The sequence below is a fragment of the Nocardioides sp. genome, from assembly GCF_041913365.1.
Lineage (GTDB): Bacteria > Actinomycetota > Actinomycetes > Propionibacteriales > Nocardioidaceae > Nocardioides.
Genome location: NZ_JAYSFM010000001.1, coordinates 532,627 through 548,467, shown reverse-complemented (window position 1 = coordinate 548,467; position 15,841 = coordinate 532,627). Strand labels below are relative to the sequence as shown.

The following is a 15,841-nucleotide window of genomic DNA, read 5'->3' as shown; positions in this document are numbered from 1 at the left end:
CGGGCGAGTATACGGAGCCCCGCGGCCCGGACAGAAATCACGGGTCGGGACGGACCCGCTAGCGTCGGGAGCGACCGCACCACCTCACCTCAGGAGGCACGATGCCCACTCGCTCCGCACGCACCGCATGGACCGGCGGACTCCAGGACGGATCCGGTCAGGTCGAGCTCACCAGCTCCGGGGTCGGCACCTACGACGTGAGCTTCCCCAAGCGCGCGGCCGACGACGCCGACGGCGCCACGAGCCCCGAGGAGCTCATCGCCGGCGCGCACTCCGCGTGCTACGCGATGTCGCTCTCGAACCTCGTCACCGAGGCCGGAGGCACCGTCCACTCCCTCGACGTGACCGCCGACGTGACGCTGGGGCCGGACAAGGAGGCCGGTGGCTTCAAGCTGACCCGCATCAAGCTCACCGCGCGCGGCGAGGTCGAGGGCCTCGACGAGGCGGGGTTCAAGGACGCGGCCGAGAAGGCCAAGGCCGGCTGCCCGATCAGCAAGGCGCTCGCGGCCGTCGACATCACCCTCGACGCGGCGCTGGAGAGCTGAGCGCCGCCTCGCGGCGGAGCTCGGCGAGCCGGTCGCGGAGGTCTGGGTCGCGCATCACCTCCGCGACCGTCGGGCAGTCCTGCGGCCCGGTCGCCCCCGGCACGCACAGGGTGCAGAAGTCGCCCGGGCGCAGGGGGCACCGGGCGGCCACGGTCGTCATGCCACCACGCTAGGCAGCGGGTGCCGGGGACGGGAGGGCCGAAGGTCCCGAGGTCAGCAGGTCGTGCCGTCGTCGGGGACGGTGCCCTCGACCAGGTAGTCCTCGACGGCTGCGTCGATGCACTCGTTGCCCGAGTTGTACGCCGTGTGCCCGTCGCCGTCGCGCTCGACGAGCACGCCGGACTCGAGCTGCGCGGCCAGCGCCTCGGCCCACTTCATGGGCGTCGCGGGGTCACGGCTGGTGCCGAGGACGAGGATCGGCGCGGCGCCCTCGCCGCGGATCTCGAGCGGCTCCTCCGACGATCTCACCTCGATGCCACGGCAGCCGGTGAGGCTCCAGGCGAACACCTTGCCGAAGGTGGGCGAGGCCTCCTCGAACGCCGCGAACTGTGAAGGCACCTGGTCGAACCCGATGGAGCTGGGGTCGTCGAGGCAGTTGATCGCGTAGATCGCCTCCATCGAGTTGTTGTCGTACGAGCCGTCGGAGCCCCGCGAGGCGTAGAGGTCGGAGAGCTCCATCAGCGCCGAGCCCTTGCCATCGAGAGCCGAGGCGAGCGCGGTGCTCAGCAGGAACCAGTAGTCGCGGTTGTAGAGCGGCGCGACGATCCCGTAGAAGGCGTTGCCGACTTGCAGCTCGCGGTCGCCCGCGGGCAGCGGCTCGTCCTCGATGGACTCGAGCAGCCCGCTGATCTTCGCCAGGCCCTCGTCGACCGAGTCGCCGAGGAAGCAGTTGTCGGTGGAGTCGAGGCAGTTCTGCACGTAGGCACGCAGCGCGGTCTCGAAGCCGGCCGCCTGGTCGAGCGACATCGTCTCGAGGTCGAGCGAGACGTCGACGGCGCCGTCGAGCACGAACCGGCCGACCCGCTCCGGGAAGAGCTCGGCGTAGGTCGCGCCGAGCTTGGTGCCGTAGGAGGCGCCGAGGTAGGTCAGCGCCTCCTCGCCCAGTGCGGAGCGGAGGACGTCCATGTCGCGGGCGGTCTCGATGGTGGTGACGTGCCCCAGCAGGGGCCCGGAGCTGGCCTTGCAGGCCGCCCCGAAGCCGAGCACGGTGTCCTCGTAGTCGGCCACTTCGTCCGGCGTGTCGGGCGTCGGGTCGGCGGCGATGTAGGCGTCCATCTCCTCGTCGCTCAGGCAGTCGATCGGAGCGGAGCGACCCGTGCCGCGCGGGTCGAAGCCGACGACGTCGAACGCCTGGAGGAGCGGCTTGCGGAAGACGAGGCCGCCGGCGGCGGCGTACGACGTGCCGGGGGCGCCGGGGCCGCCCGGGTTGACCACCATCGAGCCGACCCGCGCCCCGGAGGCGGGGACGCGCAGGAGCGCGAGGTCGATCGTCTCGCCCCGCGGGTCGGCATAGTCGATCGGCACCGTCAGCGTGCCGCAGTCCTGGTCGTCGTTGCCCTCGCACGGCTGCCAGTCGATGCGCTGGGAGTAGTAGTCCTCGAGGGCCGGCTCGGGCGCCTCGGTCACCGAGGCGGGCGGCGGCGTCGTGGGCGACGGGGTCGGCAGTACCCGCGGCGAGTCGCCGGAGTCACCACCGAGCGCCAGCCCGACCGCGACGAAGGTCGTCAGCGCCAGGGCGAGCACCGCCACCAGCGCGAGGGCCCGCCTCACGCGCGGCCCTGCGGCAGCCGCAGCGCGACGGTCATCGACTCCAGGGCCAGCTGTGGCGGCACGTTGAACTCCAGCATCTGCTCGCGGGCGGTGAAGATCGCGTCGATCATGCGCAGCAGCTGCTCGGGCGACGCGGCGCGGGCGACGACCTCGACGTCACCGCGCAGCTCCTCGTTTACCAGCTCGCCGGGGGCCTCGACGGCGACGGCGATGGCGTCACGGTAGACCGAGACGAGGTCCATCAGGCAGCGGTCGATCACGTCGAGCACGCGCCGGCGGGCCTTCTGCTTCTGCAGCTTCTCCAGCGCCGACAGCGCCGACCGGTAAGCCCGGCTGGTGGTGTCCTTGCGCTCGCTGCCGAACATCGACTGCAGCCCCTCGAGCTCGCGCCGCTCGGCGTCGGCCGTGATCGCTGCGGTCTCCTCCTTGGCGATCTCGGCGAGGTTGGTGGCCGCCGTCATCACCGCGCCGAGCGAGGTGAGCCGGGACGGCAGCGAGACGACCTCGCGCCGGCGGCGGCGGGCGTCCTCGTCGACGCACAGCGCCCGGGCGCGGCCGATGTGGCCCTGGCTGGCGCGGGCGGCGAACGAGGCCATCGTCGGGTCGATGCCCTGTCGCACCAGGAAGTCGCTGACCTCGGGCGCGGTCGGGGTGGCCAGGGTGACGTGGCGCGCCCGGGACGCGATGGTCGGCAGCACGTCCGCCCGGGTCGGCGCGCACAGCAGCCAGACGGTCTTGGGCGTCGGCTCCTCGATCGCCTTGAGCAGCGCGTTGCCCGTGCGCGGGTTCTCCGGCGTGCCGAGGCGGTCGGCGTCCTCGACGAGGATGATCTGCCAGCGCCCGATCGCCGGGAACTTGGCCGACGCCTGCACGAGGTCGCGCATGTCGTCGACGTAGAGCACAGTCGTCTCGGAGCGTACGACGGTCACGTCGGGGTGCGACCCGCTCGTCACCAGCCGGCAGGCCTCGCACGCGCCGCAGCCGGTGCCCGTCTCGCACTGGAGCGCGGCAGCGAAGGCGCGCGCGACGTTGGAGCGGCCGGACCCGGGCGGACCGGTGAACAGCCAGGCGTGGGTCATGCCGTGGCCCGCAGCCGCCTCGCGCAGGGTGCCGATGAGGGGCTGCTGGCCGACCAGGTCGTCCCAGACCATGCGGGCGGTCGTCGTCATCGGGCGTCCAGGAGGGGCGTGACGCGATCGCGGATGGCGGTGGCGATCTCCTCGATCGGCGCTCGCGCGTCGAGGACGACATAGTGGTCGGGGTCGGCGGCGGCGAGGTCGAGGAACCCCTGCCGCACGCGCTGGTGGAACTCCAGCGACTGCCCCTCGATGCGGTCGCGCTCGTCGAAGCGGCCCAGCCCGGCCTCCGGCTCCAGGTCGAGCACCACGGTCAGGTGGGGGCGCAGGTCGCCGGTGGCCCACCGGGCGACGGCCTCGACCTCGGACACGTCGAGCGTGCGGCCGGCGCCCTGGTAGGCCAGGGTCGAGTCGACGTAGCGGTCGGTGATCACCACCTCGCCGCGGTCGAGGGCGGGCAGCACGACGTGGTCGACGTGCTCGGCCTTGTCGGCGGCGTAGAGCAGGGCCTCTGTGCGGTCGGAGAGGTCGCCGGTCGCCGGGTCGAGCACGATCCGGCGCAGCTCCTTGCCGACCGGGGTGTCTCCCGGCTCGAAGGTGAGCAGGACGGTCCTGCCGCGCTCGACCAGCCAGTCGTGCAGCAGGCGCGACTGGGTGGACTTGCCGGCCCCCTCGCCGCCCTCGAAGCAGACGAAGAGCCCGCGCTCCGAGAAGACTCCTGTGCTCACGCGCACACCCTACGGGCGGGGTGGGACAGGTCTAGGATCCGACCAGTCGAAGGGGGACCGGGTGACGACGGAGGTCGTGGAGCGTACGGCGAAGCCGGCGCCGCCGGCGGGGCGGTGGGACCGCGTCGCTGCGTGGTCGCTCCTCGTCGTGCTCGCGGTGATGTACGTCGGCGCCGTACTGCTCGGCGAGCGCGAGGTCGAGGTGTCGGACCTCCGGCAGGCCATCGGCGACGGCGATGTGTCCGAGGTGCTGATGTCGGCGCAGCAGCCTGAGGACTCCATCGGCTACGGCCCCGTCACGGTCCGCTGGCGTGAGCACGGCATCGCGTACGTCACCACAGTCACGCAGGCGTCCAGCGAACGGCAGGCCCGCAAGGTGCGGCGACCGGCCGACGAGGTCGTGGTCGGCGATGTCGTCGACGCGCTCACCACCAACGGCCGCGAGGTCACGATCACCGGCCCGACGAGGGACTACTACGGGGGCACCTGGACGACGATCCTGGGCTTCCGGGCTCCCGGCTGGCTCGCGTTCGTCGGTCTCGGCGCCGTGTGCGCCACGTTGCTCCTGATCGGCGCGATCGAGCCGTGGCGCGCGACCCGGTGGGGATGGGCCTGGTTCGTCCTCCTGACACCGATCGGCGCACCCCTGTTCCTGCTCTTCGGCGGCCTGACCGGGCTGCTGCCACCGCGGCCGGGAAGCCGCCGGCTGACCGGCGGCTGGGCGTTCCTCCTGGCCAGCGCCATCGGCGCAGCGATGCGCTGACGAATTCGGCCCCCGTCCGGGCCGAATGCTCCACCCAGACACCACTTCACCACTAGCGTGCGCGCATGGACCTCTCCCGCTTCTCCACGCCGCAGCGCGTGTCCGGCATCGCCATCGTCGTCGTCGCGCTGGCGGCGTTCCTGCCGTGGGTGTCGATCTTCGGCATCGGCATCTCGGGCATCCGCGGCGACGGCGTGCTCACGCTGATCCTGGCGATCCTCGGCGCGGTCGCCCTCGCCATCCGGGTCGGCCTGCTCCCGCAGGTCAAGGTGCCGGCGCGCGCGAGCCTGATCGCCTCGCTCGTGTTCTCCGGGCTGGTCACCCTGATCGGCCTGCTCGACATGAACGGTGCCGCAGCGATCGGCCTCTACCTGACCCTATTTGGCGGCATCGCCTGGGTCGTCGGCGCCGTCCTCGAGCTCAAGGACGCCAAGGCCGGGACGCCTGCGCCGACCGTGGAGCCGTGAGCCGCTGATATAGGTCGGTAGTCCTTCACAAGTCACCTCCGGAGGTGCCAGAAGGGATCCATCTGATTCCTTCGAGGATCTGGCGTTGGCGCGCCGGTTCCTCCTGGCGAGCCCTCCGGAGGTGGGTTGTGTCTGATCATGATTGCTCATCGTCGATGGTCGTGGTGGCCGTCGACGTCGGGAAGAACACGGTGGCCTGCTCGGTCACCGACGAGAAGCGGCACCGGCTGTTCGGGCCGGTCGACTTTGCGATGACACGGGCCGGTCTGGACTCGACGGTCGCGCGGATCCAGGAGCTCGTGCGTGCCGATGTCGCGGTCAAGGTCGGGATCGAGGCTGCCGGTCACTACCACCAGCCGTTGATGATGACGTCGTCCTGGCCGGCCGGCTGGGTGCTGGTGGAGCTCAATCCAGCCCATGTCACCGAGCAGCGACGAGTCCAGGGCAGGCGTCGGGTAAAGACCGACGCGATCGATCTGGAGGCGATCACAGAGTTGGTGCTGGCGGGTCGGGGCAGCCCGGTCGCCGAACGCGAGGTGATGCTCGTCGAGCTAGCCGCGTGGGTGGGTCACCGGTCCCGGCGGATCGAGGCCAGGACGGCGTTGAAGAACCAGCTGCTCGGCCAACTCGACCGTGCGTTCCCGGGGTTGACGTTGGCGCTGCCCGACGTGCTGGGCACCAAGGTCGGCCGGCTCGTGGCCGAGCACTTCACCGATCCAACGCGCCTGGCATCGCTGGGCGAGAGTCGGTTCATCCGGTTCGCCGCGACCCGTGGGCTGGTCGTCCAGCGTCGTGTGGCTGTCCGCGTGGTCGCTGCCGCGAGGGACGCGCTGCCCACCCGAGATGCAGTCGTCGCGCGCGAGATCGTGGCCAACGATCTGCGAATGTTGACCGTGCTCGACCAGCAGGCCGCGCAGGCCGAAGACCACCTGAGCTTGTTGCTGCCCCAGACGCCGTTCATAGTCCTGACCAGCGTGCCCGGCTGGGCGACCATCCGGGCCAGTGCCTACGGCGCGGCGATCGGCGACCCGGTCCGGTGGCCAGGACCCAAGCAGATCTACCGCGCAGCGGGCCTGTCACCGATGCAGTACGAGTCCGCCGGCAAGCGCCGCGACGGCGCCATCAGCCGGGAAGGCAGCGTCGAGCTGCGGCGTGCCCTGATCGACCTCGGCGTCGGATTGTGGCTCAACGACCCGGCCGCCAAGACCTACGCCGCCGCGCTCCGGGCCCGCGGCAAGAAGGGCGGAGTGATCGCCTGCGCACTGGCAAACCGTGCCAACCGGATCGCCTACGCCCTGGTCCGCGACCAACACCCCTACGACCCGACCCGCTGGACGCGGGAGGTCTGAGCGAGGCCCCCCTTTCCACGCCACGCGATCGGGTGCAGGCTGGTCAGTGACGAAGGGCTGGATCAGACGCCGCTGCCGCTATGGCGGACACCCTGGTGTTACGCCGCAACTAGCTTGGCGCCCAGCCCTTCGCCCCCGTCCGCAGCTCGAACGACGCCAGATGACCCAACTCGAGGTCGCATACGTCAGCGTGAGCGCCCCGGCGACCGTCGCCGACTGAGCCTCACCCCGTCGCGGAACTCACTCCGACGACACCGCCGCCGGAGCACACCAATGCGCGCCACAACGCAGTTGACAGCCCCTACAGCCAGCTAGGCCGGGCTCAGGACTCCACCGTCGGGGTCAGGACTTCTTCGTCGTCTTCTTGGCTGTCGTCTTCTTGGCTGTCGTCTTCTTGGCAGTCGTCTTCTTGGCCGCGGTCTTCTTGGCAGCCGTCTTCTTGGCGGGCGCCTTCTTCGCGCCCTTCTTGGCCGCCTTCTTCGCCGGGCCGCGCTCGCGACGCTCGGCCAGCAGCTCGGCGGCGCGCTCGAGGGTGATCGACTCGACGGTGTCGTCCTTGCGGAGCGTGGCGTTGTACTCGCCGTCGGTGACGTACTCGCCGAAGCGGCCCGCCTTGACGATCACCGGCTGGCCGGAGACGGGGTCGTTGCCGAGCTCCTTGAGCGGCGGGGTGGCCGCACCACGGCCGCGCTGCTTGGGCTGGGCGTAGATCGCCTTGGCCTGGTCGAGGGTGATGTCGAAGATCTGGTCCTCGGAGGTCAGGCTCCGCGAGTCGGTGCCCTTCTTGAGGTAGGGCCCGTAGCGGCCGTTCTGGGCGGTGATCTCGGTGCCGTCCTCGTCGACGCCGACGACCCGCGGCAGGTCGAGCAGCTTGACGGCCTGCTCGAGCGAGACGGTGTCCAGGGTCATCGACTTGAAGAGCGAGCCGGTGCGCGGCTTGGCGCTCTTCGGTGCGTCGTCGGGCAGGAGCTCGGTGACGTAGGGGCCGAAGCGGCCGTTCTTGGCGACGATCTGCAGGCCGGTGTCGGGGTGGTTGCCGATCACCTGCTCCTCGCCGGCCGGGTTGGCGAGCAGCTCCTTGGCCTTGGCCACGGTCAGCTCGTCGGGCGGCAGGTCGTCGGGGACGTTGGCGCGGACCGGTGCTCCCGCCTCGCCCTCGCCCGGGCCCTCGACGTACGGGCCGTAGCGACCCACGCGGAGGTTGATGCCGTCGTCGGGCGTGCCGATGGCGAAGGTCGCCATCTCCTTGGCGTCGATCTCGCCCAGGTCGGTGACCAGCGTCTTGAGGCCGATCACGTCGCCGGAGCCGTAGTAGAACTCGCCGAGCTCGGTCGCGCGGTCGCGCTGGCCGTTGGCGATCTCGTCGAGCACGTCCTCCATCGAGGCGGTGAACTCGTAGGACACCTGCCGTGGGAAGTGCTCCTCCAGCAGCCGGGTCACCGAGAACGCCAGCCACGCCGGCACCAGCGCGGTGCCCTTCTTGTAGACGTAGCCGCGGTTGAGGATCGTGCCGATGATCGAGGCGTAGGTCGACGGGCGGCCGATCTCGCGGTCCTCGAGCTCCTTGATCAGCGTCGCCTCGGTGTAGCGGGCCGGCGGCTTGGTCTCGTGGCCCTCCGGGGTGAGCGTCGCGGCGGAGACCGGCGCGCCCTCGGTGAGGTTGGGCAGGCGGGTCTCGGCGTCGTCGCGGCGCTTGGACGCGTCGTCGATGTCCTCGACGTAGGCCTTGAGGAAGCCGTGGAAGGTGATGGTGCGACCGCTCGCGCTGAAGACGACGTCGCGGCCGTCGGCAGCGGCGCCGCCGAGGCGGATGGTGACCGAGTTGCCCGTCGCGTCCTTCATCTGGGAGGCGACGGTGCGCATCCAGATCAGCTCGTAGAGCCGGAACTGCTCGCCGGACAGGCCTGTCTGGGCGGGCGTGCGGAACGTGTCGCCCGCCGGGCGGATCGCCTCGTGCGCCTCCTGGGCGTTCTTGACCTTCGAGGCGTAGGTGCGCGGGGAGTCCGGGAGGTACTCGGCGCCGTAGAGCTCACGCACCTGGTCGCGGGCGGCCCCGATCGCCGCACCCGACAGCGTCGTGGAGTCCGTACGCATGTAGGTGATGTAGCCGTTCTCGTAGAGGCGCTGGGCCACCGACATGGTGACGCTGGCGCTCATCCCGAGCTTGCGGCTCGCCTCCTGCTGGAGGGTGGTCGTGCGGAACGGCGGGTAGGGCGAGCGGCGGTAGGGCTTGGACTCCACCGAGCGCACGGCGTACGACGTCTCGCTCAGGCCCGTGGCCAGCGCCTCGGCGTCGGCGCGGCTCAGGTGGACCCGGTCGGCCTTGCCCTTCAGGACGCCCGTGTTGTCGAAGTCGGAGCCCCGGGCGACGCGGACCTCGTCGATGCTGTGCAGCTTGGCGGGGAACATCCGCGGGTCGTGGCCGGTGCCGGCGTCGAAGGTGGCGTCGAGGTCCCAGTAGGAGGCGACCTTGAACTTCATCCGCTCGCGCTCGCGGTCGACGACCAAGCGGGTCGCCACGGACTGCACGCGGCCGGCGGAGAGGCCGGACATGACCTTCTTCCACAGCACCGGGGAGACCTCGTAGCCGTAGAGGCGGTCGAGGATGCGGCGCGCCTCCTGGGCCTCGACGAGGTCGTCGTTGATCTCGCGCGGGTTGTCGACGGCGGCGAGGATCGCGGGCTTGGTGATCTCGTGGAAGACCATCCGGTGGACCGGCAGGCCCTTCGGCGGCTTGAGCTCGTCGAGGAGGTGCCAGGCGATGGCCTCCCCCTCGCGGTCCTCATCGGTGGCGAGGTAGAGGGCGTCGGACTCCTTCACCAGCTTCTTCAGCTTGGCGATGTGGCTCTTCTTGTCGCGGGGCACGACGTAGTAGGGCTCGAAGCCGTTGTCGACGTCGACCGCGAGGCGGCCCCACGGCTTGTCCTTGATCTTCGCCGGGGTGTCCGCCGCGTTGTTGGGCAGGTCGCGGATGTGTCCGATCGAGGACTCGACGACGTAGTCCTGGCCGAGGTACCCACCGATGGTGCGGGCCTTGGCCGGGGACTCGACGATGACGAGCTTTGCCACTTCTTCTCTGCTCCCTCTTGACGCTGCCGAGATGTTGCTCAGCGCCGCAACGGTAGCGCCACATCCGCAGATGGCCACCCCGGGACGCGGCTCGCCCGGTCTGGACCGCGCCGTTTTCCGTCCACAGCCGGGGCCGTCCGCGACTCCTCCACAGGGTCCGGCCGGCTCACCGTCCCCGTGTCGGAGGACCCCCCGAAGGTGAGGTGACGCCCTTCGGAAGGACACCCTCGATGTACGACGACTACTCGCTCTTCGGCCCGCCGCCCACCCTGCTCGCCGGGGACGGCCGGGTCAGCCACCTGGTCTTCCTCGACGGCCGGCTCGTCGACGCCTGGACCGAGAGCCACCACGACACGCGGTGGGCGGGCCTGGCCCGCGAGCTCGACGCCGAGCGACGGCCGCAGGTGGTGCACAGCCCTCCCCCTCCGCCGCGCCACGCGCAGGTGCTGGCGTGGCTCGACGGGATCGTGGGCGGGCGCGAGGCGCTCGTCGCCCTGGCGCCCGATCCGCGCGTGCCGCTCCTGCGCGACGTGCTCGACCCGGTTGCCGACGAGCCGTGGCTGGTCGTCGACGAGCTGGCCGGCGACGTCTGCGACGCGCTGCTCACGCCCGACCTCGAGGCACCGCTGCGCCGCTGCCTGCTCCTGCTGCGCGACCGGGCGCCGTGGCTGGCCGAGCGCACCGCGCCCGACCGCATCGCTGCCGGGGTCGTGTGGCTGGTCGGCAAGGCCAACGCCGCGATCGGGCCGGCGGGACCGGTGACCCAGGGGACCGTCGCCACCCACCTCGGGGTCTCCTCGCTCACCCCGCACGGCAACGCCGTGGCCGGCCACCTGCGCCGGGTGGGCTGGACCGCGCCACGGCCGTGGCCGCGCGACCACCCCGACCTCTATGCCACCGGGCGTCCGGAGCTGCTGTCGGCCGGGGTCGTCGCCGACCTGGTGCTCATGCGCGACGAGGCGCTGGCGGAGCAGGTGCGGCTCGATGAGGTCAGCTGAGCTCGAGGAAGCCCTCCCCGACCAGCTCGCGCACGACCGGGAGGTACGTCGTCCGGAGGGTGTCGGCGTCACGCTCGGTGAGCTGCGCGACCGCGCCGAGGAGCTGGCCGACGGTGAGGTCGCCGTCGCAGGCACCGACGAACGCGGCCTCGATCGTGTCGGCGGTGCGCGCCCGGCGGAAGCCGCGCTGCTGGCGCAGCACGATGGCCTCCGGGTCCTCGGCGCCCGGCCGCCCGACGGTTTCCTGCTGGACGTCCCCGCGGGCGCGCAGGGTCATCGCCAGCAGGTCGTCGTCCGTGAGGCCCCGGAGGTCGGTGACCGCGTCGCCCCACGCGTGGATGGCCGGGCCGATCGGCTGCTCGACGCCGTAGGGCCACTCGAGGAGCTGGTGGGAGCCCGCGCCGCCGAGGCGCACGTTGATCCAGCCGAAGCCGACACCCTCGATCCCGGTCTCCTCCAGCCACGACAGCCAGGTGTCGTAGCGGGCGGCGTACTCCGGGCCGCCGTGGTGACCGCTGTCCTTGAGCCACAGCTCGACGTACGACGCCGGGTCGAGCGTCTCGCGCTGGACGACCAGCGCGTCGCAGTCGTCGCGCAGCCACGAGCCGAGGCGCTGGTCCCACGGCTGCCCGTCGACGATCGCCCAGTTGGCCAGCACCTGGAGCCAGCCGCCGTCGGCGAGGTGGTCGGGTCCGGTGCGGACGATGTGCTCGACGACGCGGTCGCCGGGCAGGCCGGAGTCGCGGTAGACGAGCCGCTCGCCGGTCGCCGGCGAGATCACGAAGGGCGGGTTGGTGGAGATCAGGTCGAAGCGCTCCCCCGCGACCGGCTCGAAGAAGGAGCCGTCGCGGACGTCGACGTCCACCTCGTTGAGTGCGGCGTTGAGCCGGGTCATCCAGAGTGCGCGGGCGTTCACGTCGGTCGCGACGACCCGACCGGCGTGGCCGGCGAGGTGGAGCGCCTGCACGCCGCAGCCGGTGCCGAGGTCGAGCGCGCTGCCGACCGGCTCGCGCATGGTGAGCTGGGCCAGGCTCGTCGAGGCGCTGGAGATGCCGAGCACGTGGTCGGGTCCGACGGCGACGGGCGACCCGTCGAGGCCCGGGGTGAGGTCGGAGACGATCCAGAGGTCACGGTCCTGGCCTGCCTCGGAGGTGGCGTACGGGCGACAGTCGGTGCGCGCCGCCACCTCGCTGACGCTCTGCTCGAGCAGGCCGGCGTTGCAGAGCCGGTCGACCAGGCCGGGCAGGGCCCGGTCCGCCTCCTTGCGCGCGACGGTGGTCTGGAGCAGGAATAGGCGGACGAGGGTGTCGAGGGGCCCGCCCGACGTCGTACGCCGCAGGGCGGGCAGGGTCTCGTTGCGACCGAGCGCCCGGTGGGCGTCCTCGCCGATCGCCTCCGCGACACGGTCGTAGGTGAAGTCGGCCGCGAGCAGGGCCTCGCGCAGGGGGCCGGCGACGTCGGTGTCCGAGGGCATGGCACCAGCCTCGCAGACGCCCCTGCGGCAGGGTCAGGGCGTCTCGCAGGCCTCGAGGCGCTGCTGCACGGTCACCGCGACCTGCTGGACCCGGTCGCCGTAGTCGCCGCCGAGCGCGCCGTCGCGGATCGCCCGGAGCGCCGCGACCTGCTCGTCCCCGGTCAGGTCGCGGGCCTCGCGCAGGTCGACCCTGAGGTCGGCGGGAAGCAACCGCCGGACCGCACGGACCCGCTCGTCCCGGCCCTCGGCGAGCTGCTGGACCCGGTCCCCGTAGTCGCCGTCGAGGGCGTCCTCCCGGAGCTGCTCGAGGGCGGCGATGCGCTCGCCCTCGGGCAGGTCCCGGACGGCGGCGAGGTCGTCGCGCAGGTCCGCGGGCAGCCTGGACCACAGCGCGCCGCACGGGACGTCCTGGATGTCCGTCGCGGCGTCGTCGGTGCCGTTCGACGTCACTCCGGCGACCAGCGAGGTGGTGGCGATGAGGCCGGCGGTGAAGAGCCCGGCCGTCTGGATCAGTGGCATGTCCGTCTCCTTCTCGTGGGCCGGCCGTGGTGCCGGCTCCTGACCACGACGGTGGTCGCGGCGGGTGGCGGCCGTGTCAGGGCTGTGTTCGAGTTGCGTAAGGACGTCGTCGTCCGCCTGTCCCGCCGGGCTACGGCCACTAGCGTTCGTGGCGTGGACCAGCCGCGTGGACTCGTGCTCGTCGTGGAGGACGAGCCGGCGATCAGCGACCTCGTCCGCCGCTACCTCACCGCCGCCGGCTTCGGCGTGCACCTCGAGACCGACGTGGTCGGCGCGCTCGCGGCCGTACGCCGCCTCCGCCCCGCGGTCGTGCTGCTCGACGTCGGCCTGCCCGACGGGGAGGGCACCGACGTCTGCCGTGCCATGCGCGACGCCGGCGACTGGACGCCCGTGCTGTTCGTGACCGCGCGCGACGACGAGGTCGAGCGGGTGCTCGGGCTCGAGCTCGGCGCCGACGACTACGTCACCAAGCCGTTCTCTCCGCGCGAGCTGGTGGCGCGCGTGAGGACCGTGGTGCGCCGCAGCAGCGCCCCCGCCGGACCCCGGACGGTGCGCGACGGCGCTGTCGTCCTCGACCCGGGGTCGCGGACCCTGACCGTCGACGGCGAGACCTGCCACCTCACCACCACCGAGTTCAACCTCCTCGAGGTGCTGATGGGCTCCCCCGGCCGGGTCTTCGACCGCGCCGAGCTGCTCTCGCGGGCGTGGGGGCAGGCGGACTACGGCACCAGCCGCACCGTCGACGTCCACGTCGCCCAGCTCCGCTCCAAGCTCGGCGAGCACTGCCCGGTCGAGACCGTGCGCGGCGTGGGCTACCGCGCCCGGAGCCGGACGTGAGGCCGGGCGGCCTGACGGGCCGCCTCGCGCTCGCCATGGCGGCCGTGGCCGCGGTGTCGGCGCTGCTCGCCGGCCTGCTCGTGGCGCCGCTGCTCGCCGGCGCCCGCGAGGACGCCGTCCGCACGCCCCTGTCCCGCCAGGTGGAGCTGCTCTCCCGCATCCCGCAGCTCACCCTCGTCGCCGACCGCCTCGAGCGCCTCGACCGCGTCACCGCGGTCTCCGGGCTGAGCATCGGCATCGTCACGGCCGACCGGGCGACCGGCGCGGCCGCGGCCCTCACCGAGGGTGAGCTGGCCGACCTGCGCGCCGGCCGGTCGGTGTCCGCGAGCGGGGAGCTCGACGGCGTGCCCGTGCTGGTCGAGGCGCGGCCCTCCGTCGGCGGCGGCGCCGTCGTCCTGGCCTCCGACGTGTCCAGCGCCGACGAGGCGCTCGGTGCCGTACGCCGCCGCGTCGTCCTCGCGCTCGGCCTCGGCTCGCTGGTGGCGCTCGGCCTGGCTGCCTGGCTCGCCCGACGGTTGGGCGCTCCGCTGACCCAGGCCGCGGCCGCCGCCCGTCGGCTCGCGTCCGGTGAGCGGGGCGTCGCCCTGCCGACCTCCGGGCCGTCCGAGGTCGCCGACGTGGCCGTCGCCCTCGGCCAGCTCGACGGCGCGCTGCGCACCAGCGAGGACCGGCAGCGCCGGTTCCTCCTGTCGGTCTCCCACGAGCTGCGCACGCCGCTCACCGCGGTGCGCGGCTACGCCGAGGGGCTGGCGGACGGCACCATCCCGCCCGAGGACGTCCGCGAGGTCGGCGCGACCCTCGTCGGCGAGGCCGAGCGCCTCGAGGGCTACGTCGCCGACCTCCTCGCACTGGCCCGCCTCCAGGCCGACGACTTCCGGATCGCCCCCTCCGACGTCGATGCGGGCGACCTCGTCACCACGACCGCCCAGGCGTGGTCGGCCCGGGCTCGCGCGGCCGGGGTGTCGGTGGTCGCCGAGGCCGCGCCCGTCGTCGTACGAGCCGACCCGGCGCGGCTGCGGCAGGTGCTCGACGGCTTGCTGGACAACGCCCTCCGGGTGACGCCGCGCGGCGGGACGATCGTGCTGGCGGCGCGGGCTGGCGGCGTGGTCGAGGTGCGCGACTCGGGCCCCGGCCTGGCGCCGGAGGATCTCCCGGTCGCCTTCGAGCCCGGCGTGCTGCACGAGCGCTACCGCGGCCGTCGGGCCACCGGGGGCCACGGCCTCGGCCTCGCCCTCGGCGCCGGGCTGGTGCGGCGGATGGGCGGCACGATCACCGCCGGCGCCGCGCCCGAGGGAGGCGCGTGCTTCGCAATCCGGTTGCCGGAGGCGGCGCCGCCGGTGTGAGGTGGCGCCGTGCTGGAGCCGCCACCCGACGTGTCCGACGACGACGTGCTCGATGTCGTCCGCCGATGCTGGGAGCCGCGCGCCGATGACGTCGAGCACCTCCCTGTCGGGTGGGGCGCCCACCACTGGCGGGTCGACGTGGCCGGTGAGCCGACGCTCTTCGCCACCCTCGACCCTGACCTGCCCCGGCACACCGCCGAGAGCCTCGAGGGGGCGTACGCCGCCGCGGCAGCGCTCGACGTCGACTTCGTGTGGCCGTCCCTCCCCTCCCACGACGGTCGCTTCACCGTGCCGTGCGGGCCCCGGACCGCGAGCGTGACGCGGTGGCTCGAGGGCGCTCGTCCGGCGCAGTCGGTCGCCGAGCTCCCCGAGATGCTCTCGCGGCTGCACGCCGTGACACCACCGCCGACGGCTCCCGCCTGGTCGAGCGAGATCGACCCGGGGCTGGGTGGCCACCTGCGCGACCTCCTCCAACGCCCCTGGTCCGAGCCGCTCGGGCCTGCGGCCCGCGAGCTGGTGGTGACGCACCTCGCGCGGGTCGGCGCCTGGACGCGGGAGCACGCACGGCTGCTCGCACGCGCCGACCCGGCGACGTACGTCGTCACCCACGGGGAGCCGCACGTCCGCAACCAGTGGGTGGCCGACGGCCGCACCTGGCTGGTCGACTGGGAGTCGCTGAAGCTGGCCCCGCGCGAGCGCGACCTGGCCACGCTGGTCCACGAGGGGCGCGACGTCGACCACGACCCCGGGCTGGTGCGGCTCTTCGACCTGGAGTGGCGGCTGTCGGAGATCTGGTCCTTCGCCCAGTGGCTGCAGGGCCCGCACACCGGCGACACGGACGACCACACCGCCCTCGGCGGGCTCACCGAGGAGCTCACCCGCCCGCACTTCGGCGAGCGCTGA

The 15,841-nt window shown here is 72.7% G+C and carries 15 protein-coding genes; 8 read left to right on the top strand and 7 right to left on the bottom strand.

Features of this window, described 5'->3' with window-relative positions:
* Nucleotides 1-101: 101 nt before the first annotated feature.
* Entirely contained in the window at nt 102-545 is a 444-nt protein-coding gene (locus ACE3QY_RS02755; RefSeq protein ID WP_374454470.1) for an OsmC family peroxiredoxin, read from the top strand.
* Here the strand turns inward: ACE3QY_RS02755 and ACE3QY_RS02750 are convergent.
* From ACE3QY_RS02750 to tmk, 4 genes are read right to left on the bottom strand one after another with little or no spacing between them, the layout of a single operon-like run.
* A complete protein-coding gene (locus ACE3QY_RS02750) occupies nt 517-705 on the bottom strand; it encodes a DUF6767 domain-containing protein (RefSeq protein WP_374454469.1) in 189 nt (62 codons plus the stop codon). The two genes, ACE3QY_RS02755 and ACE3QY_RS02750, sit on opposite strands and share 29 nt — an antisense overlap.
* 53 nt (nt 706-758) lie before the next feature.
* Nucleotides 759-2,315: an alpha/beta hydrolase gene (locus tag ACE3QY_RS02745; RefSeq protein ID WP_374454468.1), complete on the bottom strand. Its 1,557-nt coding sequence runs from the start codon at nt 2,313-2,315 to the stop codon at nt 759-761.
* Nucleotides 2,312-3,484: a DNA polymerase III subunit delta' gene (locus tag ACE3QY_RS02740; protein WP_374454467.1), complete on the bottom strand. Its 1,173-nt coding sequence runs from the start codon at nt 3,482-3,484 to the stop codon at nt 2,312-2,314. Before ACE3QY_RS02740 ends, ACE3QY_RS02745 begins: the two co-directional genes overlap by 4 nt.
* Nucleotides 3,481-4,119 carry a dTMP kinase gene (gene tmk / locus ACE3QY_RS02735; RefSeq protein WP_374454466.1) on the bottom strand — a complete coding sequence of 213 codons (639 nt, stop codon included), beginning with the start codon at nt 4,117-4,119 and terminating at the stop codon, nt 3,481-3,483. The genes ACE3QY_RS02740 and tmk overlap by 4 nt, the downstream gene beginning before the upstream one ends.
* Before the next feature lie 61 nt (nt 4,120-4,180).
* Between tmk and ACE3QY_RS02730 the strand changes: the two genes are divergently transcribed.
* The 3 genes from ACE3QY_RS02730 (at nt 4,181) to ACE3QY_RS02720 (ending at nt 6,698) form a co-directional block, all read left to right on the top strand.
* Nucleotides 4,181-4,882 (top strand): hypothetical protein, encoded by a 702-nt coding sequence (locus ACE3QY_RS02730; RefSeq protein ID WP_374454465.1) that lies wholly within the window; start codon nt 4,181-4,183, stop codon nt 4,880-4,882.
* A gap of 65 nt (nt 4,883-4,947) precedes the next feature.
* Complete coding sequence (locus ACE3QY_RS02725) at nt 4,948-5,349, top strand: hypothetical protein (RefSeq protein WP_374454464.1); 402 nt, start codon at nt 4,948-4,950, stop codon at nt 5,347-5,349.
* Nucleotides 5,350-5,504: 155 nt separating this feature from the next.
* Nucleotides 5,505-6,698 carry an IS110 family transposase gene (locus ACE3QY_RS02720; RefSeq protein WP_374454463.1) on the top strand — a complete coding sequence of 398 codons (1,194 nt, stop codon included), beginning with the start codon at nt 5,505-5,507 and terminating at the stop codon, nt 6,696-6,698.
* A gap of 342 nt (nt 6,699-7,040) precedes the next feature.
* Here ACE3QY_RS02720 and topA read toward each other — a convergent pair whose 3' ends face one another.
* On the bottom strand, nt 7,041-9,767 hold the full coding sequence (gene topA, locus ACE3QY_RS02715; RefSeq protein ID WP_374454462.1) for a type I DNA topoisomerase: 2,727 nt from the start codon (nt 9,765-9,767) through the stop codon (nt 7,041-7,043).
* A gap of 230 nt (nt 9,768-9,997) precedes the next feature.
* On the opposite strand from topA, the gene ACE3QY_RS02710 reads away from it, so the two are divergent.
* The gene (locus ACE3QY_RS02710; protein WP_374454461.1) at nt 9,998-10,765 is read left to right on the top strand and encodes a hypothetical protein; all 768 of its coding nucleotides are present in this window, start codon (nt 9,998-10,000) and stop codon (nt 10,763-10,765) included.
* Here the strand turns inward: ACE3QY_RS02710 and ACE3QY_RS02705 are convergent.
* Both ACE3QY_RS02705 and ACE3QY_RS02700 read right to left on the bottom strand, forming a co-directional pair.
* On the bottom strand, nt 10,758-12,239 hold the full coding sequence (locus tag ACE3QY_RS02705) for a methyltransferase (protein WP_374454460.1): 1,482 nt from the start codon (nt 12,237-12,239) through the stop codon (nt 10,758-10,760). The genes ACE3QY_RS02710 and ACE3QY_RS02705 overlap by 8 nt on opposite strands.
* Before the next feature lie 33 nt (nt 12,240-12,272).
* Complete coding sequence (locus tag ACE3QY_RS02700) at nt 12,273-12,758, bottom strand: hypothetical protein (RefSeq protein ID WP_374454459.1); 486 nt, start codon at nt 12,756-12,758, stop codon at nt 12,273-12,275.
* Between the two features lie 153 nt (nt 12,759-12,911).
* On the opposite strand from ACE3QY_RS02700, the gene ACE3QY_RS02695 reads away from it, so the two are divergent.
* Genes ACE3QY_RS02695 through ACE3QY_RS02685 form a run of 3 tightly spaced genes read left to right on the top strand, consistent with a single transcriptional unit; the run spans nt 12,912 to nt 15,841 of the window.
* A complete protein-coding gene (locus ACE3QY_RS02695) occupies nt 12,912-13,595 on the top strand; it encodes a response regulator transcription factor (RefSeq protein ID WP_374454458.1) in 684 nt (227 codons plus the stop codon).
* Nucleotides 13,592-14,938 (top strand): sensor histidine kinase, encoded by a 1,347-nt coding sequence (locus tag ACE3QY_RS02690; RefSeq protein ID WP_374454457.1) that lies wholly within the window; start codon nt 13,592-13,594, stop codon nt 14,936-14,938. The genes ACE3QY_RS02695 and ACE3QY_RS02690 overlap by 4 nt, the downstream gene beginning before the upstream one ends.
* A gap of 9 nt (nt 14,939-14,947) precedes the next feature.
* Nucleotides 14,948-15,841, top strand: coding sequence for a phosphotransferase family protein (locus ACE3QY_RS02685; RefSeq protein WP_374454455.1), 894 nt, complete (start codon nt 14,948-14,950; stop codon nt 15,839-15,841).